Annotated in this window: 14 protein-coding genes and 1 pseudogene; 4 read left to right on the plus strand and 11 right to left on the minus strand. The window is 43.2% G+C overall.

The features are described 5' to 3' along the window. Positions 1-151: 151 nt before the first annotated feature. The 10 genes and pseudogenes from FTT87_RS09235 to FTT87_RS09275 all read right to left on the minus strand — a co-directional run bounded on the left by FTT87_RS09235 (position 152) and on the right by FTT87_RS09275 (position 15,687). Positions 152-886, minus strand: a complete 735-nt coding sequence (locus tag FTT87_RS09235) for a Bax inhibitor-1/YccA family protein (protein ID WP_180174727.1) — start codon at positions 884-886, stop codon at positions 152-154. A gap of 174 nt (positions 887-1,060) precedes the next feature. Beyond that, positions 1,061-1,882: a TatD family hydrolase gene (locus FTT87_RS09240; protein ID WP_180043838.1), complete on the minus strand. Its 822-nt coding sequence runs from the start codon at positions 1,880-1,882 to the stop codon at positions 1,061-1,063. Beyond that, positions 1,882-2,877 (minus strand): RsiV family protein, encoded by a 996-nt coding sequence (locus FTT87_RS09245; protein ID WP_180080897.1) that lies wholly within the window; start codon positions 2,875-2,877, stop codon positions 1,882-1,884. The genes FTT87_RS09240 and FTT87_RS09245 overlap by 1 nt, the downstream gene beginning before the upstream one ends. A gap of 67 nt (positions 2,878-2,944) precedes the next feature. Then, positions 2,945-3,769: a hypothetical protein gene (locus FTT87_RS09250; protein WP_180174728.1), complete on the minus strand. Its 825-nt coding sequence runs from the start codon at positions 3,767-3,769 to the stop codon at positions 2,945-2,947. A gap of 155 nt (positions 3,770-3,924) precedes the next feature. Beyond that, the gene (locus FTT87_RS09255) at positions 3,925-5,514 is read right to left on the minus strand and encodes a peptide chain release factor 3 (protein ID WP_180174729.1); all 1,590 of its coding nucleotides are present in this window, start codon (positions 5,512-5,514) and stop codon (positions 3,925-3,927) included. Positions 5,515-5,864: 350 nt separating this feature from the next. Further along, positions 5,865-6,407 (minus strand): OmpA family protein, encoded by a 543-nt coding sequence (locus tag FTT87_RS09260; RefSeq protein ID WP_180174730.1) that lies wholly within the window; start codon positions 6,405-6,407, stop codon positions 5,865-5,867. A gap of 74 nt (positions 6,408-6,481) precedes the next feature. After that, the gene (locus FTT87_RS09265; RefSeq protein ID WP_180174736.1) at positions 6,482-10,297 is read right to left on the minus strand and encodes an autotransporter outer membrane beta-barrel domain-containing protein; all 3,816 of its coding nucleotides are present in this window, start codon (positions 10,295-10,297) and stop codon (positions 6,482-6,484) included. A 574-nt stretch (positions 10,298-10,871) separates the two neighbouring features. Next, positions 10,872-10,937, minus strand: a pseudogene (locus tag FTT87_RS16235) (hypothetical protein); the annotation flags it as partial. A gap of 124 nt (positions 10,938-11,061) precedes the next feature. Next, positions 11,062-13,131 (minus strand): bifunctional diguanylate cyclase/phosphodiesterase, encoded by a 2,070-nt coding sequence (locus FTT87_RS09270; RefSeq protein ID WP_180174731.1) that lies wholly within the window; start codon positions 13,129-13,131, stop codon positions 11,062-11,064. Positions 13,132-13,488: 357 nt separating this feature from the next. After that, positions 13,489-15,687 carry a carboxy terminal-processing peptidase gene (locus FTT87_RS09275; protein ID WP_180080889.1) on the minus strand — a complete coding sequence of 733 codons (2,199 nt, stop codon included), beginning with the start codon at positions 15,685-15,687 and terminating at the stop codon, positions 13,489-13,491. 199 nt (positions 15,688-15,886) lie between these two features. On the opposite strand from FTT87_RS09275, the gene nagZ reads away from it, so the two are divergent. Beyond that, the gene (gene nagZ / locus FTT87_RS09280) at positions 15,887-16,909 is read left to right on the plus strand and encodes a beta-N-acetylhexosaminidase (RefSeq protein ID WP_180174732.1); all 1,023 of its coding nucleotides are present in this window, start codon (positions 15,887-15,889) and stop codon (positions 16,907-16,909) included. Positions 16,910-17,092: 183 nt separating this feature from the next. Next, positions 17,093-17,953, plus strand: coding sequence for a class I SAM-dependent methyltransferase (locus FTT87_RS09285; RefSeq protein ID WP_086197486.1), 861 nt, complete (start codon positions 17,093-17,095; stop codon positions 17,951-17,953). 29 nt (positions 17,954-17,982) lie between these two features. Here the strand turns inward: FTT87_RS09285 and FTT87_RS09290 are convergent, their stop codons facing one another. Next, complete coding sequence (locus tag FTT87_RS09290) at positions 17,983-19,314, minus strand: alpha/beta fold hydrolase (RefSeq protein ID WP_180080885.1); 1,332 nt, start codon at positions 19,312-19,314, stop codon at positions 17,983-17,985. Between the two features lie 303 nt (positions 19,315-19,617). Between FTT87_RS09290 and FTT87_RS09295 the strand changes: the two genes are divergently transcribed. Both FTT87_RS09295 and FTT87_RS09300 read left to right on the plus strand, forming a co-directional pair. Continuing rightward, positions 19,618-20,883 carry a glutamate-5-semialdehyde dehydrogenase gene (locus tag FTT87_RS09295; RefSeq protein WP_086197488.1) on the plus strand — a complete coding sequence of 422 codons (1,266 nt, stop codon included), beginning with the start codon at positions 19,618-19,620 and terminating at the stop codon, positions 20,881-20,883. Positions 20,884-21,009: 126 nt separating this feature from the next. Beyond that, on the plus strand, positions 21,010-21,411 hold the full coding sequence (locus FTT87_RS09300) for a hypothetical protein (RefSeq protein WP_016168218.1): 402 nt from the start codon (positions 21,010-21,012) through the stop codon (positions 21,409-21,411). Positions 21,412-21,494: the final 83 nt, after the last annotated feature.

Below are 21,494 nucleotides of genomic sequence, written 5' to 3' on the forward strand. Positions count from 1 at the left end.
TAGCAGCATAATGCCAAGTCTGAAGCATTTGCGAAATTGCATAATGCGCCTTTTTTTAACATGTTGTGTAAAAATCAAAAAAAATGCTCCACCATTGGGGAGCATTTCTGAACTGATCGTGCTATCTAGCTCGCTTTCATGGTTAAAAGGATTAATCATCCCCTTGTAATAAACCCAGCAAGCGCAGGAAGGAATAATACATCCAGACCAAGGTCGCCAATAAGGCAATACCACACAACCATTCCATCGCTTTTGGCGCATACTGTGCAGCAGATGATTCGATCAGGTCAAAATCGAGTATCAGGTTTAAAGAAGCAATGACCGCGACAAATGCAGCAAAGCCAATCCCCAACCAGTTGCTTTCAAAAATATAGGGAATACTGGAACCAAAAGACAGCCCCATGACCATTTGCACCACAAATACAATGGCAATGGCAATCGAAGCAGACATCACTACAGCTTTAAATTTTTCTGTGGCACGAATAATCTGGAAGCGGTATAACCCAAACATGACCAGTGTGGTAACAAAGGTTGCCAGCAAGGCTTGTAAAGGAACACTTGGAAATTTCAGCTGAAATACAACCGAAATTCCCCCTAAAAATGCCCCTTCAAACAGTGCATAAGGAATGGCTAATGTGGGGGCGGTATTCGGCTTGAATGTGACGATGAGTGCCAGGATAAATCCACCAATCGCTCCCACCATTGCGGCAGCATAAGCCATCGATATATTCAGGGTCAGAAAGCTATATAAAAAGAGTGATACACCGACTACAGCGGCAATTACCGTCAATATCACCGACTTTTGAATGGCACCTTGCACCGTCATGGCATGGTTAAAGTCACTCTGGGTTTCGACCCGGGTTAAAATAGGATTATTACTTTGCATAATTCCCTCATTATTGTCATTTAGATTTTTGAATTAGTATAAAACGCATTTAAGAACAGAAAATGAATCTTTGCAACTTTGCATAAAATATCGCTCAGACAAGCAAGCCGATTCATGGCACAACATACCTTAAAAACCCATATTGATGGATAAAATATGATTTTACAATGTTTTTCAAGATGCCAACTTTAAAGCATCCAGGGAGTTTTGCCAGAGTTGTGCGGCGAGAAAAGCCTGATCCAGATTCAGCGATTGTGCCAATCCATCCAGAACATAAGGTAAATTGACTGGCGTATTGCGAGTTCGATGTTCAGTGGAACTTTGACAGCATAAGGGTGTCATATCCGGACAATCGGTTTCCAGGACCAGATGTTCAGCACCTATAGCCTGAACCACGCGATGCAGTTTTTTGGCATTGGGATTGGTAATTTGCCCAGTGACGCCAATTTTAAAGCCCAGTTGAATAAAGGCCTTGGCTTCTTCTATGCCGCCACTAAAGGCATGGGCAATTCCCCCCAAGCTAAATTGTTGCTGTTTTAATATCGCCAGCGTTTCTGCATGTGATTTGCGGATATGCAATAACACTGGCTTATCAAACTGTTGCGCCAATTCCAGTTGTGCAGCAAAAAAATCTTTTTGTTTCTGAAACATGGCTGGCTGCTTGTGCTGTGCTAAAAAGGTATCTAAACCAATTTCTCCCACTGCAACACAATCTTCATTTTTCAACAATGATTCTAAATCGGCCAGATGCGAAGTGTGATGCCGTTCAATATAAACAGGATGTAAACCCGGTGCTAAATAACTTTGTGGAGCATCCTTTAATTGATTTAGAAAATGCTGCGTGTAAAGCAGATCCTGAAAACGCGACTGAACAAAACCTATCAGAATCAAGCGTTCTACCCCAACTGCTTTGGCCGCATGCGCCAGTTGCTCCCGATCGGCATCGAAATCGGGAACATCAAAATGGGTATGGGTATCAAACAGTGAATAAGACATTAAGATTGGGCTTTATTTGCAATAGGTGTACTTGCCGATGCAGCATCATTTTTGACTTCAGCCTGAGGCAAGTACTCTTTCTTCAGTACGGTTTGCAACTGCTCATAAGGAATGGTCAAACGTGGCAATCCCACCACATAAGGCCCAATTTCATATTCGCCATATTGCAAAATCAGACCTTGAGTGGATAGGTAGAAATTATCCGATAAAGTAAATTTCCACGCCTGTTCGTATTCTTCAACGCTATTTGCCAACTTGGAATCAATAACCCAACGTTTAAACTCTTCATGGGCTTTCTGTTCCAGTACAGCTTTCTGCTTGGGCGCCAGAATATCATCCAACTCGACCAACTTTTTCTTTTTCAAATCAAAGTTATAATAATACTGTGAGGATGAACCATGTGCGCCGCCCAGATAACTGCTGGAATTTAACACCACAGTTGCCAAAGGTTGGCCTGCATTGAGAATCTTCGGCTTGATCATCAGGCTAATCTGATGATTGGCACTTAACGCTTTCAGTTCTTTATCCAGCGATAAAAAGGTCTGTAGATAAGGCGCCACCTGTTTTTCCAGTTTCTGTTTCGGCGTTTCAATAGTTTCTGATGCAGCAGCTTCAGATGCCTGAGCTGGATTTAAATCTTTCGAATTTCCGCTTGCTGTAGTCGCCTGCTGCTCTGACTTCAACGATTTCGGCGAAATATCTAAAATTTGATCCAGCTGCTTTAAAACTTGTTGATCAATAAATTCATCAATAAATGCCTGGTTACTGGAAAGACGCTCGACATTTATTTCAGGACAACTATTTCCATCACATTCAGGCAAATTTAAAGTCAGCTTTTCCGTGTCGCCTGCCAATGTTAAAACTTCGGCTTGAGCAGCTTGCGATTGGGCTACTTTGTCCTCTTTTTTAGGCTCAGGCTGTTTAGGTTGGCATGCACTCAAGGCAATTGCCGCCGCAACAACACTGAGGGTAAAGATCGTTTTATTTTTTAGCATCATCTAACCTATAAACTTAAATCTGGTAAATGGACGTTCACTCAATGTCTGAATTGATTACCGATAACTAAAACATATGCTGATAAGCGTCAGCTTTCAATATCTGCTTGGTTTGTTCTTTGGTTAAATAAATATCCAGCTGGGCACCATCTTTAACAATTTCATGGGTGCGATAATGCAAACCGATACCTTCCTGATCAAAGAACCAGTCTGCCTGTCCCCAGTACAGTTTCTTTGGCGCTTTCTGTCTGACTTCAGCCTTTTGTTGCTTTAACCATTTTTGATAAGCCTGCTGCACAATACTATTCATGGCGGTTTGCTGCTGAGGTTCCAGAATATCCAGCAACGTCACTGTTTTCTGTTTTTTACGGTCAGCCACAAAGAAGTAATATCGCTCTTTTACTTTTACTTCTTCTTGCATCGTGTCAACGCCTAATTGCATCAGCACATACTGGTTCCGCTGATAGGCAATTCGGGTATACATTGACAGTTCATAGGGCTTATTTTTAGCAAATTTTGCCTGCCAGGCATCCGACTTTTTCACATAGGCATTTACGGCCTGCTGCAGGCTCATATCCTGTTTTAAGCCAATTTGATCTTGAATAACCTTGGCTTGACTCTTGGCAATCCAGTCATTTAACCAGACATCTTCGGTATGTACCGTTTGAATACTCAGGTCAATACAGTTCTTTGTTTCACAAAAAGGCAAGGCAATTTTTGCCGGCTGTTCCTGAATGTTTAAATAGGGTAAGACATCTGCCTTTTCGGTTTTAAATACCGAAGTGGATGACTGTTCCTGATCAGGTTGTTTGGATTCTTGTTTTGAAGCATCACAGGCACTGAGCATCAGCCCCATGATGATTACGGATGTAGCCCCGAGTTTTCCGTTCATGCTGACCACTCTTTTTTTCAAGCAATTCATTTATCTTAATAATTTTACACAGGGTCTGTTGACACTTCATCTATGTTTGCGACGATACATATTGATGAAATGTCATCAACTCCCTAAAAAAACAGCTTCATAAAGAAGCTGTTTTATTGGTTGTCTTAGTGTTCACGGGTATTACGGAACACGATATCCGGATAACGCTCCTGCATCAGCTGCAAATTCACCCGGCTTGGTGCAAGATAAGTCAAGTGACCGCCCCCATCAACTGACAACTGATCATGGGCTTTTTTCTTGAATTCGTTGAATTTCTTCTCATCTTCACAAGATACCCAACGAACGGTATTGATGCTGACCGGCTCATAGACACAGTCCACTTTATACTCTTCTTTCAGCCGGTACGCGACCACTTCAAACTGCAGCACACCGACTGCACCCACAATCAGGTCATTGCTGTTTTGCGGCATGAATACCTGGGTTGCACCTTCTTCTGAAAGCTCTTTTAGACCTTTTTGCAGCTGTTTCGACTTCAATGGATCTTTCAGACGCACACGGCGGAACATTTCCGGAGCAAAGTGTGGAATACCGGTAAACTGTAGTTTTTCACCTGAAGTAAAGGTATCGCCAATCTGGATGGTACCGTGGTTGTGTAAACCAATAATATCGCCCGGCCAAGCTTCTTCCAGGTGCTGACGGTCACCGGCCAGGAAGGTCAAGGCATCACTGATGCGCACGTCTTTATCAATACGTACATGCTTCATTTTCATGCCTTTTTCGTACTTGCCTGAACAAATTCGCATGAAAGCAATACGGTCACGGTGTTTCGGATCCATATTGGCCTGAATCTTGAAGACAAAACCGGTAAAACCTTCTTCAGTGGCGTCTACTTTACGGTCTTGAGTCGGATGGGCTTTAGGTTCAGGTGCATAGTTACTGAAAGCCTCCAGTACATGATCTACACCAAAGTTACCCAGCGCCGTACCAAATAAAACAGGTGTTTGACGACCCGCCAGGAATTCTTCACGGTCTAATGGATCATTGGCCATTTGCACCAGTTCCAGCGATTCTTCAAATGCAGCCCAAGCCAGTTCGCCGACTTTTTCACGCAGATCGGCATGATCATAGCCATCACGCACTTCGATATCGGTAATCACTGAACCAAAACCGGCTTTGTAAACGTAGAATTTTTCTTCGATCAGGTTATACACCCCAGCGAAGTCGCGCCCGGTACCGAGTGGCCAGGTTAATGGCACACATTTGATTTTCAGGACGTTTTCAATTTCATCCAGCAGCTCTAAAGGCTCACGGATTTCACGGTCCATTTTGTTGACGAAAGAAATGATCGGCGTGTCACGCATACGACACACATCCATCAATTTAATGGTCCGTTCCTCGACCCCTTTTGCGCCATCAATCACCATCAGTGCTGAGTCGACCGCGGTCAAGGTACGGTAGGTATCTTCCGAAAAGTCTTCGTGTCCCGGAGTGTCCAGCAGGTTGATCATCTTGTCTTTGAACGGGAACTGCATTACCGAGGTGGTGATCGAAATCCCACGCTCTTTTTCCATTTCCATCCAGTCAGAGGTGGCGGCACGGTCCGATTTACGGCTTTTCACCATCCCTGCAACCTGAATCGCCTGACCCCATAACAGCAGCTTTTCTGTCATGGTGGTTTTACCGGCATCGGGGTGGGAAATAATGGCGAACGTCCTGCGAGTCGCGACTTCTCTAGCGAGTTGCTCTTTAAACATAGGGAAAATCTTCAATATGTACACCGTTTTTTACACACGTATCAATGTGTATCAAGCCAGTGAAGTGATAACTTAAAATTGGCGCAATTGTAGCAGATTTATAGTTATTGTATTGGGCTGTTGTGATTAAAGCACTCTGATCACCACTGATAGACGGTTCATATCTCTAGATGGCATCCTTCTATCCCCTAGCTATCTATTCAGTGAAAATTAAGAAGAATTGCTTTAGAAGTAAGGCTGCTGTTCACACATGAACATCATCAGCATGAGAGAATGATTCTACACAACAATAAAAGCTGTAGATAAACAAAAGCCCGGATGATTTCACCCGGGCCCAATTAACACTTAAATTATTCTGCTTTCTTCACACCAGTAACATCAACTTCTACCCGGCGATCTGGCTGCAAACAGGCAATCAGTGTTGCCGTTGCCTTATTGCCCACACAATTGGTGGTTTTAGGCTGACTTTCACCGGCACTTGCCACTTCCATCGCCACATTCACACCTTGGCTCATCAGATAATCCTTGACCGTGGTTGCCCGGGCCAGGCCCAGACGCTGGTTGTAGCTTTCCGAACCAAGACGGTCAGTATGGCCGGTAATACGAATCTGTTCAATCCGTACATAACCATTACTGATGCGGCTCGCCAATTCATCCAGCTGATGGCGTCCTTCAGGTAACAGATCCGCAACAGTGGAACGGTCGAACTTAAATAGGGCATCCGCAGACAGTTCCACACGTTCCATCTGTACAGGTGCTGGTGGAACCACAACTGGTGCAGGAGCCGCTTCTACCGGCGGACACCATTTATTATCAACATTCTGCAGGCTGGCACACGCTGTCAAACTAAGCAAAGCTGAAGCCGCACATGTCATTATCAGTTTTTGTTTCATCACGATTTCCTTCTATTTCATGCTTGAATGGTCATCCCCGGCATGGCATATGCCGGGAATGACCTGCTTCAGAATTACCAGCTGTGTTTCAGACCAATCGTGCCGGTGTAACCATTACGGTCTTCACCAGACAGCTCTTGCTGATAGCGTGCATCTGCATAAACATAGGCAGATGTGGCAATCGGCAACTGCATCCCTAAACCAACCTCACCCCAAGTACGGCTATAGTCTTCATTCAACTTGTCACGGCCAATATTGACATCAGTCGGTTCAATAAAGTCGCTCAGTACATTGGCAACTGCATAGAAAGTTTTGGTACGGTAGTCTGCAGTCGGTGCGTTATAGGCTAAACGTGTACCAATACGACCTCTCAGGCTGTGTTGATCATCCTGATCTACATGTGCACTGCCATCATTGAAGTCTTCCAAGCTAACAAACTGATAAGACAATTGAGCCTGCGGTTCAATCAGCCAGTGGCTGTTGCCCAATTTGTACGGACGACCCACCTCAGCGGATAAGCCAGCACCCCAACCGTCCTGATCAGCATTATGACCATCACGAGCTTTATATTCGTTTTGCAAATAAGACACTTGACCAACTAAATCCAGATAGCTGCCATTTTTATCGTAATAAGTCGAGTACAATCCTACACTTGCTGCATCGGTAGTGCCTTCACCGGTAAATTTATCTGCAACGATCTGTGCATTTTCGGCGCGGTATTGGTCAAAGAAGTCGATCTTGCTTTGGCCATAGCCCAGCATGAAACCGGTATGACGACGTGAACCATTGTCCGGATTGTAGTTGACTGAAAAATCATAGCCCAGTTGCGCTACGAAGTTATCCATTTCCATATCCAGACGGTTATCACCCGTTAACTCGGTATTGCCGCCACGTACTCGTGCCCATACCTGGTTGCCCTGAGTTTCCTGGCATTCACCACACTTGTCCCAAGCCCAAGTCTGCTGCTCACCGACACGATCATGCAAGGTACCCAGCATGTCATAGCCCAGCAAGGTGTTGGCATATGGCATTTGGGTATAGCCCGATACTTCCGCTTTATAGATTGGAGTACCTTCTGCATTCAAGGCATTCAGCGTCCAGCTATATTCCGTTCCTAGTTCATTTGATATTAGTTGACCTTCACCAGCATTTGACGTTCCTGCCATTCCAGTAAATGTACCACCACCTGTTGGATCTGTAACAATGACCGTCGGAAGTTGAGTGATCTGATCTGCCGCAGTAACATCGCCTAAACCGTTAATCGCGGTCACATGGGTATTCCCTGTTGCAGTCCCATTAATCACAAGTTGATCTGATGCGCCTGTAGCCAGATTCACATCCACAATTAAATCTGAACCAGCAGCATAATTCCCTTCAACGGTTAACGTGTTGACAGGTGCTGCATCACCACGATGCAAGTCGATAGTACCAAAATTGTTCACATTCGCAGTTACTGTCGATGCAAGGGTTCCTGGTGCCAACGCGAGCGTACTACCCTCTTCAATATTCAATGTACCTGTTGTAGTTGGCGCGAGCATCATGATTGTTGGCACAGGCTCAGAATCACCTGATAAATTAAGATCACCACTCAGGCTAAAGACTGCACCATCCTGCACATTAACGGTTTCCCAGCCTACCAGTGCGACATTACCCGCTGCACCTGGCAAGATAGGCTTATCAGGATAAGTCACTTCGGCTGGCTCTTCGGCTGAAAAACCCGTCAAATCCACACCGATATTTAAGGTATCCGCTTGCGAACCGCCGTCCAGATAGCTAAGTTCTGAAACATCAGTTCCTGCTTTCAGGCTCAGGGTATCTGAACCAGCTTCCATCCAGATATCACCGACTATTTTACCGCCAGTTGCAATCAGCGTATCGTCACCTGCTTTCAGATTAATACCACCGACTAGCGTACCACCTTGCTGATTAACCGTTTCGTCACCAGCGCCACCTAAAATGGCGTACATATCTGCCAACTCCCAATTCGCAGGATTTTCTGGTTCGTTAGGGAAAGGTAAATCACCTTCAACTGGGACATAATCTCTAAAAGCAGCCGTAATATTTGCAGTATTGGTAATTTCAGCAGCACCCGCGGTATTGACACGAATACCATTACCAATAGCACTGATTATATTTCCAGATGTATTGACGACAACTTTGTTGGCATTCACAAACTCGGTGCCATCGTCATTATGACCACCTGAGTGAGCATAGATTCCATCTTCATAGGCCAACAAATCACCTGAAGAATTTACTGTAACGGTTCCACCGCCAGAATGGGCATGAATCGCACGTCCACCATTGCTAATATCCTGCATAGCGGTTGAACTATTGGCATAAACCACTTCATTATTGATAGGCTCAAGCGTTGCAGCCACAATATCAGCAGCATTATTGACAATCACGTTACCACCACCGGAATGGGCATGAATGCCGGATTCAGCAGCTTGAATCGAGCTACCATCAGCGGTGACGACAGTCACAACACTTTTATTACCCGATGCTAATCCATCTTCGCCTTTATAGTTGCTAGTATGGGCATGAAGACCACTTTCACCAGCAACAATTTGCGCAGTTGAAGCCAGATTCACTGTTACATCGCCTGCGCCCGCATGCGCATGAATACCGTTACCGCCAGAATTAATCGTGCCAGCCATCGCTACAGTGACATCACCGGCTTCACCTTCTGCAGCGATACCACCATCACCAGCACCAATGACGGCACCCGCATCCTGACTAATACTCACGGTGCCCAAGCCACCTGCAACTCCCTTAATTCCAGCACCGCCAGCCGCAATGGTACTCGTAGACAGCTGTGTGATAGAAATGGCTTGTGGCGTTTCAGGATAAATTCCTGTTGGTGATAGAGTATCGACATAAACACCATGACCACCACCGGCAGTCACTACAGCTACTTCGCGGGTATCCCCGGTAGGCTCCATGACCTGAAGATAAACAGGATCACCATTTTCATCAAATACAGGTTTGTCGTGTTCAATTAACTGGACATAGACAGGATTATTGAACTCATCAAAAACCAATTCACCATTTCCATCGGTTTGCTGAACATAGATAGGATTGCCGTTTCCATCCACAGCAGGGCCTAATACATTTCCGGTATACGTGGCACCAAACACACGATCTGGAGTAGTAATATCTCCCGCAATGGTTACGTTCACATTACCGGTCTGGTTGGCTGCATAAATACCATGTGCAGTACCTGTAGCGGTCAAACTACTTTCAGCACCTAAATGAATTAAAGTATTGCCTGCATCTGCAGCTTGCCCGACAGTTCCAAAAGTACCATTGCCAACAATCTGTACAACACCGGCAGGAACAGCGGCAAGCTCTAATTCACCATGCTTACCTTTGGTGGTCTTGGCCATATCGGTAGCATTTTTATCTAGGTACGCTTGCTGGGCTTCAGATAATAGTGTTCCCTGAGCCGGTGCATTTACAGAGTTAGCTTCGGTATCCCCTAATAAAGCAAATGCAGTTGTTGCATAGTTATTGGTTGCATCTAAAGAGCTGTAATTAAACTGCGCGCCATTGGCCACGACAATAGTTGAATCTGGCTGAGGATCTGGCAAAGTTTCAGGATAAGATCCAATTTCAGCATCAATCGGTCCTACAACAACAGGCGTTGTTGCAGAAGTCAGAGTAACGCTCGCATCACTTCCATCTACAATAATTTGTGAATAACTGGCTGCTGGTAAATCAACTGCAAAAGCTGCAGAGCTGCCTACGGTTCCCGCCACAGCAAGGCTGGTCGCCAAAATGGTTTTTGCTAAACGTCCCCGGCTGCGCTTGCCCTTTGCCTGTGCTAGCTCACTAACAGCCACCCATGTACCTAATGCTTCATTATATATACAACGATAAATCTTATTCATAACCTAGTCCTCTCAACAAAATGAGGTGGAAATTAGATGCCTTTGACCAGCATCCTTTTTTCTTAAATTGAAACGTTTTATTTAAAAGTTAATGATTTCGTGAAAATACATTTAAAGATTACTAAAGTGTTTCCTTCACTTTTTATTCATAATGTTTACAATTTAGAGCTTTTCCAACAACACAAATATGGCTTTTTGTATCATTTTTAGAAAAAATCATCTAAGCAACCTAAATCGGAAACAATACTTTAATTTTTTGTAAAATGTATAAATTTCAACCATATACATTATCTCCGACTAAAGTTGCACAAAAAAGCCCATTGAATAAAAAATAATTATATTTATTTATATCAACAACTTAGTTAAAAAATAACTTTTTTAAAGATGATTGGAACTGGTAAAAGCAATCATTATTATTTTTATCTTATATTTGTAATGCTGACATTTTATTCCATTGTAACTAGACCAAATCAAAAGCAGCTGAATATAGTTGAAATATAAAGTGGATTTTCAAACTACTCTTCAGCCAGACTATGAATTTATCAAATAAACTTAATGATATTATTCACCCTAGGTGGGAAATAATGGCAAATGTACGTCGCTGAGCGACCTGCACCGCTAACTCATCTTTAAAACTTATGGAAAATACTTACTGCAGAACCAGAGTGCTCAAGATCAAATACGATCAATATGAAAAATTGACCATATTTCAACAGATCATAAAACTTTTGAAATAAACTAAACCTGTTCAACCCGCATCAAGTTTAAGTAAATAGTGCCTTGTCCATTGTTTCCAGACGGTTCACATCCATTGGCATTCCCAACAGAAAACCCTGCAATTGCTGACAGCCTAAACGGGTCAGGATGTCTGCCTGCAAAGGTGTTTCAACCCCTTCTGCAGTGACCACCAAACCCAGTTTTATGGCCAGCTGGATAATACTTGCCAGAATGATTTCATCTTTTGAGCCGACTGCCAGATCCCGGATAAATTCCCGGTCTATCTTCAACTCATCCACAGGCAGGTTCTTCAAATATAAAAAGCTGGAATGCCCGGTTCCAAAATCATCAATCGCCAGTTTAATTCCCATCTGACGTAACCGCTCAAAACTCCGAATGGTAGAGTCCACGTGATGCATAGCTGTCGATTCTGTAATTTCGATGGCTAAATGATTAGGATTAATCTGATATTGAGCAAATAATTTTTCTAGTGTTGTAAACAGATGTTTATGTTCAAATTGTACGGCGGATAAATTCACTGCGACTGGAAAATAGTTGGAATCGGTCTGTTCCCAGATTTGAATTTGCTTACAGGCTTGCTCGAGTGCCCAATAGCCCATTTGAATAATCAGCCCAGTTTTTTCAGCCCCCGCGATAAACATGTTTGGCGTCAACATTCCCAAGCTTGGATGATTCCAGCGGATCAGGGCTTCTACGCCGCAAATGGCATAATCCCCAGTGGTAAATTTGGGCTGATAAAACAGAACAAATTGTTGTTCTTCAACTGCTTTATATAAATCATTAATCAGCTTGGTCTGACTTTTGGTCTCCTGCTGATCAGCACTGTAACTAAACAGCGAATAGGTATTTCTCCCTTGATATTTCGACGTCAACATAGCTGCATCCGCATTAATCAGCAGATCCTGCAAATTATTACCATGATCGGGATACAGGGCGATGCCAATGCTGCTAGAAATATTAATTTCTTTACCGGCAATCAAAAAGCTGTCCTGGATTTGTTCCAATAACTGCTCGGCCTTTTCAACTGCATGTTCGAGGGTAGCCTGTTCCAGCACCATCAAAAACTCATCTCCACCTAGACGAAGCAGCTTTTCGTTTGGTTTCAGATTCTGCTGAATGCGAGTCGCCAGTTGCACCAGCAACTGATCACCGATATGATGCCCAAATACATCATTGACCGCTTTAAAACGATCTAAGTCGATATAGAGAAAGGCAATTTTATCATCCCTATAACGATGATCGGTAAATAAAAAATGTGAATATTCCGCCAGGAATAAACGATTGGGCAACTTAGTTAAATTGTCCTGCACAGCCTGATTGGCCAGTTCACGATTAGCTTTAGAAAGCTGTATATTTCGGATTTCCAGTCTTTGTTCCAGCACAGCAACACAAAATGCAGCGAGAAAAATTAAACTGGTGACTAAAATCACACTTAATAAAATTAATCCTTGGCCAATTTGATAAGGTGCAATCTGTTGATCTGCAGAAACTTCATAAAAAGCGATTGCCCACATACCGACATAGTGCATCGCGACAATGGTTAGCGCCATCATCAATACCAGAAAAATCTTGATCATCAGCTTTTGCTGTACTGCATTTTTATATTTAAAAATAAGCCAGAACGTTAAACCTGAACCTGCAATTGCAATTAAAACAGAAAAAATTGTCAGCAAAGGATCATAATAAATCCGATGCTGATTGATGATCAGCGCCATCATGCCAGTATAGTGCATTCCGGCACTACCTATTCCCATCAGTACCGCACCTAAAACAAGCCGGCCAAAGGGTAAGGTTTCTCGTGTAGTCAACCAAATGGCAAAAGTAGATGCAATGAACGCAATAATATAGGAAACAAAAGTAAGACTATAATCAAAAGAGTAATCTGCCGGTAAATGACAAGCGAGCACACCAGCAAAGTGCATACACCAAATTGCAGCTCCAAGCATCAGACCACTGATGATGAGAAGCATTTTTTCATATTTCTGACGCAGGCCACGGAATAATAATTGTTCGAATGAAACAGTAAAATAACAGACCAAAATAGTAACAACTATCGAAGCAATCACCAGACTAAAATCATAATGTATATGAACCATATTCAGTTCCGTATAAGGTATCTTTCTTGTTTTAATCCACGTGATTGATACTTTTCATACAAGCAAGAAAATTTTTATCTTTAAAGAGTGGTTATAAAAACAATCAATTAAAACAAGAATCTAATACTACTCCATTTTGGTCAAGTGATAATTGCTCTATTCTTTTTTATTTCTAATGTATTCATTTTACAATAGAAACATAGTTCAACATTTTTATCATTATCCTCACACCGTTCATATTTTTAAAATCATTTTAAAACTAATGCCTCTGTTTGCTCATGCATCAATAAAAAGCCAGTCAGATCAACTAACTGGCTTTTTCGGAAAATTTAAATGAAAAATACCAAATTACAGCGCCTACTGGCCAGCAGCCTTAGTGGATTGTAATTTTGCATAATCTAATAAAATATTGGCAGATTCCATAACAAAGCTTTCTTCTTCGGGTAAAGCAGGTCGTTGTGTTGCTTTCATTTTCGCACGCGACTCGATTAAAGCATCCATTGAGGCTTGATAACTTTCCCAATTAGCATAAGGCTTTTGCCCCGTCAGGCTGCGGCGCTGATTTTCCGCCTCTAAAGTTTTCTGCTCAAGTGCGTTCAGCTCGGCTTTGCGCTGATCAATATCCAGCACTACACGCTTTTGCTCATCGGTTTTTTTCGCAATCGCTTTACGTTGCTCCAGATATTTAAATTGCGGATCAACACTTACACGCTGTTGTGACATTTGTGCCAGATTTTGCACATAAGGTTGTACCGAACCTTCACGCTTAAATGGTGCAGTTGGAATGGTATCCCATTTCAAGGCATTCTTCGCCTTACGCTCGCCAAACTCTTCATTGTAGATATCAACCAGCTTGATATCAGGTACTACCCCTTTATTTTGGGTACTTCCACCCGTAACACGATAGAACTTACGCTGGGTCAAGGTTGCCTGACCATAGGCCAAAGTATCCAGTTGAACCTGGGCTGTACCTTTACCTGTGGTGGTACTGCCAATCACGATACCACGCTCATAATCCTGAATAGCAGCAGAATAAATTTCACTGGCCGATGCTGAAGCCAGATTAACCATGACCGCCAGTGGACCGGCATAGGTTTGTGCACCACCGTCATCGTCCTCAAATACGCTGACATTGCCATTACCGTCGCGAATTTGCACCACTGGACCAGATTTGATGACTTGTCCCAGCATACGTGCAACTTCTTCCAGCGAGCCGCCCGGGTTATTACGCAAATCGATAATAATCCCTTCTACATTCTTGGCTGCCAGGCTTTTTAAAGCATTGTTGGTGTCTTCAGAAACCGAACGATAATCCGCACCTGCACGGCGCGCACGATAATTCAAATAAAATGACGGAATTTCAATTACACCAAAGGTATGGTTTTTGCCATCCCGTTTGATCTCAACTGTACGTGAACGAACACCCGCATCTTCTTCCTGAATGACATCACGCACCAGGCTGACTGTACGTGCCTGCCCCATTGATGCACCCGCACCCAACAAACGTAGACTCACCTTGGTTCCACGCTTGCCACGGATCAGGCCGACCACTTCATTACTAGCCCAACCGATCACATCGACCATTTTATCGCCGTCTTGTGCTACACCAATAATACGGTCTCCCGGTTTAATCTGACCTGATTTACTGGCCGGACCACCTTCAACAATCGTTTCAATCTTGGTGTAATCTTCATTACCGCGTTCAGGACGAATCGAAACCCCGATCCCCTCTAGCTGCAAGGTGGTTTGACGGTTCAATTCCATCGCATCAACCGGCGGGAAATAATTGCTATGCGGATCATAGGTCAGCATCATCGCATTCAACGTCTTATCGAGAACATCATCACTTTTAACACGGGTAATGCGTTCAAGTTGACGGGTATAACGCTTGGTCAAGGTTTGAACTGGAGTTAAATCTTCAGGGCTAGCCAGATCCTGACCATTGGCCAGTGTCGGATCATCTTTTAAGGCTTTTTGCTTCGCAGACTCTTCTTCTTTACTAATGTTTAAGTTGATGAGTTGCGATACCAGCATTTTTTGCCAATGTGCGCGCTGCTCTGCTGCGGACTTGAAATAAGGCGCTTTTTCGCGATCAGTATCAATATAGACATTGGTTTGTTTCAGGTTTTGCGGCTTTTTCAATTCCGCCAACATGAACTCATAAAACTGTTTCAAGCGGTCACGATATTGGGCATGAATCAAGTAAGGGCCTGATAAATCGCCTGCTTTTAATGCTGCACCAAAATTTGCACCATACTTTTTCTTATATTGTTCAACTTCAGATGCCAAAAATAATGAATGGTCTGCATCCAGACTATCTAGATAAAAGTCAAGAATACGATTGGAAGTCGCCGCGTCTAAACGCTGATTTAAATAATGCTGACGGTCAACCAAAGTCGCCAATTGGCGTGATACAAGGGCTTGTTCCTGCGTTGGCTGAATGCTTTGAGAAACTGCAATGGTATTGTTTGCAGCAATTGCCTCATTTACTACATGAGTAAAGAAAAACCCTCCAGTCGCAATTGCAACTGCACAAGCTAATGATTGAAGTTTCATAAATAATTCGTACTTCCTTGGTCTTTGACCAATATTACAACGTCGTTTTTCGACATGAACGCAGTATATTCAAAATCTTAAACAACTTAATATGTGTATGTCGTGTAGTTTTATCATATTCTGTACTGTCAAAATGTAGCAAATCATTGCAGAATTCGGGTATTGTTTTTCTTTATAAAATTCCAACACGGACACCGATATGATTGGCGCATTGATGCTAGACATCGCTGGCACAGAACTTACTCAAGAAGATATTGAACTATTACAGGCACCGCAAGTAGGCGGCATGATTTTATTTTCACGAAATATACAATCACCTGAGCAGGTTCGTGCTTTAACCGATCATATGCGTCATATCAGACCCGATATTTTAATTGCCGTCGATCAGGAAGGCGGTCGGGTGCAGCGTTTAAAACAGGGCTTTACCTTGCTGCCTGCCATGGGTCGCTTAGGCGAACTTTATCTGACTGAACCTGAACGTGCTGTGGAATTGGCTGAACAATGTGGCTGGCTGATGGCCACCGAAGTGCTTGCTGTTGGGATTGATTTCAGTTTTGCCCCGGTACTGGATTTGAATGATGTCAGTGATGTGATTGGTGATCGCGGTTTTGCCAAAAATATTGATGATATTGTTCCCCTTGCCCGTGCTTTCATCAAGGGTATGAAACGTGCGGGCATGGCCAATACCGGTAAACATTTCCCGGGCCATGGTTCGGTTAAGGCCGATTCACATATAGCCGCACCAGTAGATTCACGTTCCTATGAAGAAATCTATCATAAGGACATGGAAACCTTTATCCAGCTGATGCCGCAACTGGATGCCTTGATGCCCGCACATGTGATTTATGACCAGGTTGATCCGAATCCTGCTGGTTTCTCACCCTACTGGATTCAAAATATTTTGCGTCAGCAACTCAACTTTGATGGCGTGCTGTTCTCCGATGACTTAACCATGCAGGCAGCCTGTGTTGCCGGTGGTGCCGATGCCCGTATTCAGGCTGCACTCAAAGCTGGTTGTGATATGGGTCTGGTCTGTAATGACCGCTCAGCAGCATGTACGGCATTAGAAGGGATTCGTGATTTGCCTTTACCGAATCAAACACGTCTGGAGCGTATGCGTGGTAAAATTCCAGAGATTAGTGTTGGGCAAGCGCTGGACTTGGGAGCAGAATGGCAAAAAGTTCGCGATAGCATCGAAAACTTTAAAAAATCATTGAATTAATACGACAAAAGGAACACGACAAGGTGTTCCTTTTTCTTTATGATAAACAAAAATAAAAGTATGCTTAATTCAGCTCATTTTGCTTTGCATCAAAACTAAAAATAAGCAAAACTGGCAACGTAAGATAATCGACCAATAAACAACCAAAGTTAAAAACTAAAAAAAAGATAAGATCAAGATGACATGACACAACAACTTTCAGAACATCGACATATTTCATTTACTGCCCATTACACTGGTTACATCTGGTATACCATGGGAATTTCTCATCCAGTTTTTGCGACCTCTAAAGGGAAAATGCTGGCCAAACTGGTGCATCCTTTAGAAAGCTGGGCTGAAAAATTTGTCGGCGGCAGTATGCGTACCACCTTAAAACAACGCCACTGCATGATTGATCAGCATCTGGCCCAACTGATCGAACAGCATCCAGATTTACAGGTGCTTGAAATTGCCAGCGGGCTTTCTCCGCGTGGCTGGAGTTTCCGGCAGAAATTTCCTGATATTGATTATCGTGAACTGGATTTACCCGATATGGCAAAAATCAAAACCCAAGCTTTAAAACAGATTGATGCCCATAGTCCGGAAGTTTTATCGGTAGACTTATTCACTGCGGATTTTGAACAGGCTTTTCATGTATTTGATCCCAAGCGCCCCTTGGTGGTGATTAGTGAAGGCCTGATCAACTATTTTAACCAAGACATGTTATTACAATTGCTTAAAGCAATTCATCATTATGGGCAAAACTTTAAAGAACTGCATTACCTTACCGACATCTATCCAGAACCGGTGAAAAATAAACTGGCCAATTTTATTTGGGCCAGCAGTAAATTACTGAAATGGATGTCCAAGAGTGCATTTAGTTTCCATTTTATTAATCCCCAGCAAGCCCAGGCATTTTTCCAGCAAGCCAGTTTTGAACAGGTCAGTATTGTACAGCCACAGCAGTATTTTCAAAATTCAGCTGTACCCCTCACCTCTAACGAAGAACACTTAGGTGATCTGGTCTGGATGATTCATGCAAGCAAAAAAAACAGCGTTATATAACGCTGTTTTTTTTTGGGATGGATCACAAATTAACTGACCGATTCTAAAACCGTCATCACTTCTTTTTGTCGTTGCACATAACGCAATAAACGTTCCGCCACATCAAAACTGCCATGCTTGAATAAAGCCCGAACTCGTGTTGGATAAACTTCAAAAATTAAGCACTCAATTTTAAATTGACCTTCTTCATCTTCCAGATGCAAGGCCAAATCACGTGGATACTGTGCAACTTTGTCAGTCACCCCAAGAGTAAACTCAAGTAAAACGCCAAAAAAGTTTAAATCGACAATATGCGTGGAAAAATGCAAATCTGAATGACGATGAGTTAATACGGTCATCGGTTTTTGTACGGCAATTCGTTCTTCGCCACGGCGCTCCAGGGTCAGCAACTGGGCACGTGTCATCGGGATAATCCCTTCTACAGTCTGAATAGATTGTCCCTGCAGGAAGGTTGCAAACAGGCTCATGGTTTCTTTACGGCGCTGTAATTGCGGTACATGGTCGGCATTTGCAATCATTGCAAATTCCATATCTGGACATTGCAAAGCAAAATTGGCATTTTCATGTGGCAAGGTAAAACTGTCATATTGCCCACATGCCACCAGTACTTTACATTGCGGAATAGGGACATCGGTTAAACGCAATAAGCGGCTACAGTTAATTTCATAGCGGTCTTGCTCGGTGGCGGTAAATTCGGCCATTTGCCTAAAGAACAGACGTTTAGCTGTCGGTGACATACGGGTTTGGTCGATTTTGGCATGATTGACCAGATACAGAATCACCGCCTGACCAAACTCATCCATGCGCTGTTCATTCATTAAATGCAAAGATTCTTCCAGCAACATACGCCAGCTTTTACGCGTTTTTTGCATCACGCCCATCAGAATCATGCGATCGACCAGTTCCGGACGTTGCACGGCAAAACTTGAAGCCACAACCGAACCTAGCGACATGCCCATCACTGAAACTTTGGGTAAATTTTCAATATCGACCCACTCACCCAACATTCGAGCCAAATCAGGTAATTCCAGTGTTCCCGCAGAAATACCGGTATCGCGATTGGTAATTTGCTGATTGGCACCCATGGAAGGCAGGTCAATTAGAATGATCGGGCCTGCACTGAGCAATTGTTCCACACAATATTTATAAGAATTAAAATTTTGAAAAGCCCCCCCAATAATGACAATGGGAGTGTTATGGATGGTTTCTGGCTGAGCAATAGCCATATATTCAATTTTCCAGCCATCAATCCAGGTGGTACGTGCCGGTTGTTTAAAACTGTTCCTATGGTAAAGATCAAAAAAACCAGAATTTGAGTTTGATTCTTCTACTTCCGAGTCCATTTGGATCATGGAATTCATATCCCTTCCTCCATTCTTGCCTTATTGTTATTTTGCAAGAAAATAAATATAGAATTTCTGCGTCATGCTGCGTCCATTCTTCGCTGTAATTATCAGACTTCACTGTCTTTATCTTTTCATAATATACAGAGGACGCTTGCTCAAGCAACTGATTCCATAACCACTTATCTAAATTTAGCTAGAAAAGGATTTCAAAATATTAACAGTCCGAAAGTTTCAGGGACTTTTTTCTGAGCAGGTGCTTCATTGTCGGGTTCCAGACTGTTACTATCGAAGATGTAATTTCTAAGTGATCAAACCGCTATGCAAGATTCGATTGAACAATATATGCAAACGGTAGGACAACAGGCACGCCAGGCTTCTCGCGTGTTAGCAAGCGCTTCTACCCAAACCAAAAACAATGCCTTATCTGCAATTTACACTGCATTACAAGACAGTGAAGCTGCAATTCTGGCTGCCAACCAAATCGATATGACCAATGGTCGTAACAATCATTTGGACAGTGCATTACTTGATCGTTTAGAACTTACCCCCAGCCGCTTTAAAGACATGCTGCATGGCTTGAAAGATGTGATGAACCTGGTTGACCCGATTGGCGAAATCACTGACCTTGCCTATCGTCCTTCAGGCATTCAGCTCGGAAAAATGCGCGTACCTTTAGGTGTGGTGGGCATGATTTATGAATCGCGTCCGAACGTGACTCTGGAAGCCGCCTCACTTGCCTTGAAATCAGGCAATGCCATTATTTTGCGTGGCGGTTCGGAAGCGTTGCAATCGAACAAGGCGATTGCTGAAGCAATTCAGCATGGTTTAAAGGCTTCAGGCTTGCCTGAAACTTCGGTACAGGTCATTAATACAGCTGATCGTGCCGCAGTCGGCCATCTGATTACCATGTCTGAATATGTGGATGTGATTGTTCCACGTGGAGGCAAAGGGCTGATTGAACGGATCAGCAATGAAGCACGTATTCCGGTGATCAAGCATCTGGATGGAAATTGCCATGTCTTTGTTGAAGCACAGGCCGATTTGCAAAAAGCCCTGCCCATTGCACTCAATGCCAAGACCCATCGTTATGGCGTATGTAATGCCATGGAAACCTTGCTGGTGGATGAGAAAATTGCAGAAGATTTCTTGCCAAGCATTGCTGAACTGTATGCAGAAAAGCAGGTCGAGCTGCGTGGCTGCCGTGAAACCCAGCGCATTCTCGGTTCAAGCGTCAAACCGGCCAGCGAAGAAGATTGGTACACTGAATATTTAGGTCCAATTTTGGCAGTTAAAGTGGTGAGCGGAATTGATGAAGCCATTGATCATATTAACAAATATGGTTCACACCATACCGATGCCATCATTACCGAGAACTTTAGTCTTGCGCGTCAGTTCCTGGCCCGTGTCGACTCAAGCTCAGTGATGATCAATGCCTCTACCCGTTTTGCCGACGGTTTTGAATATGGTCTGGGTGCTGAAATCGGCATTTCCACCGACAAGATTCATGCACGTGGCCCAGTCGGTCTAGAAGGTCTGACTTCGCAAAAATGGGTGGTATTTGGGGATGGTCAAATTCGCCAATAATTCCTCTATCTAAAGTATCTTTAAGTGTTCAGTTTCAACCCTGAAGCTGGACACAGCGACTACACTATCCCTGCCCTAAATTTTGTAACATGATAAAAAAACTGAAAAAGATAAAAGGGAAATCACATGTTTTATTATTTGATCATTTGTACCTTTTTACTGGCATTACTGGTTTCTTTTACAGTGATGAAAATTTTTTCCAATTCGATTAATGCCATTCTGGCACGCATTATTCACGATCCGATTCATGAAGCCTGGGCAAAATACACCAAATTTGCCGGCATGGTGGTCGGAACATCTTCAGGCATTCGTATTTACGATATGGAAAAATATATCACGCCGCTGACGTATACCGAGAATGACAAGAAAATTGTGATTGAACTGACTCAAGAGCGCTGGGTACTGGAAATTTACCGGACAATTATTGAAACCTTGCAAGGTCTGGCCTGGATGATGCTGGTGTTTTTTATGGTGGCATTGATTGCCTATGTTATTGTACGCTGGTCAGAAATCAAGTATCAAAACTAAGCATAAAAACAACACTTAGCTCCTGCTCAAAATTCATTTCTCATGCTAGGGTTAAAGGCGTACAGGAAAGAGCGTTTATGCTT

Origin of the sequence: Acinetobacter sp. YH01022 (genome assembly GCF_013420235.1) — a bacterium.
Taxonomy (GTDB): Bacteria; Pseudomonadota; Gammaproteobacteria; order Pseudomonadales; family Moraxellaceae; genus Acinetobacter.

Excerpts from the sequence above, each read along its gene's own strand:
- FTT87_RS09245 (WP_180080897.1), bottom strand. The coding sequence starts at position 2,877 with ATGCTAAAAAATAAAACGATCTTTACCCTCAGTGTTGTTGCGGCGGCA.
- nagZ (WP_180174732.1), top strand. The coding sequence starts at position 15,887 with ATGATTGGCGCATTGATGCTAGACATCGCTGGCACAGAACTTACTCAA.
- FTT87_RS09285 (WP_086197486.1), top strand. The coding sequence starts at position 17,093 with ATGACACAACAACTTTCAGAACATCGACATATTTCATTTACTGCCCAT.
- FTT87_RS09295 (WP_086197488.1), top strand. The coding sequence starts at position 19,618 with ATGCAAGATTCGATTGAACAATATATGCAAACGGTAGGACAACAGGCA.
- FTT87_RS09275 (WP_180080889.1), bottom strand. The coding sequence starts at position 15,687 with ATGAAACTTCAATCATTAGCTTGTGCAGTTGCAATTGCGACTGGAGGG.
- FTT87_RS09300 (WP_016168218.1), top strand. The coding sequence starts at position 21,010 with ATGTTTTATTATTTGATCATTTGTACCTTTTTACTGGCATTACTGGTT.
- FTT87_RS09255 (WP_180174729.1), bottom strand. The coding sequence starts at position 5,514 with ATGTTTAAAGAGCAACTCGCTAGAGAAGTCGCGACTCGCAGGACGTTC.
- FTT87_RS09235 (WP_180174727.1), bottom strand. The coding sequence starts at position 886 with ATGCAAAGTAATAATCCTATTTTAACCCGGGTCGAAACCCAGAGTGAC.
- FTT87_RS09290 (WP_180080885.1), bottom strand. The coding sequence starts at position 19,314 with ATGAATTCCATGATCCAAATGGACTCGGAAGTAGAAGAATCAAACTCA.
- FTT87_RS09270 (WP_180174731.1), bottom strand. The coding sequence starts at position 13,131 with ATGGTTCATATACATTATGATTTTAGTCTGGTGATTGCTTCGATAGTT.
- FTT87_RS09240 (WP_180043838.1), bottom strand. The coding sequence starts at position 1,882 with ATGTCTTATTCACTGTTTGATACCCATACCCATTTTGATGTTCCCGAT.
- FTT87_RS09265 (WP_180174736.1), bottom strand. The coding sequence starts at position 10,297 with ATGAATAAGATTTATCGTTGTATATATAATGAAGCATTAGGTACATGG.
- FTT87_RS09260 (WP_180174730.1), bottom strand. The coding sequence starts at position 6,407 with ATGAAACAAAAACTGATAATGACATGTGCGGCTTCAGCTTTGCTTAGT.
- FTT87_RS09250 (WP_180174728.1), bottom strand. The coding sequence starts at position 3,769 with ATGAACGGAAAACTCGGGGCTACATCCGTAATCATCATGGGGCTGATG.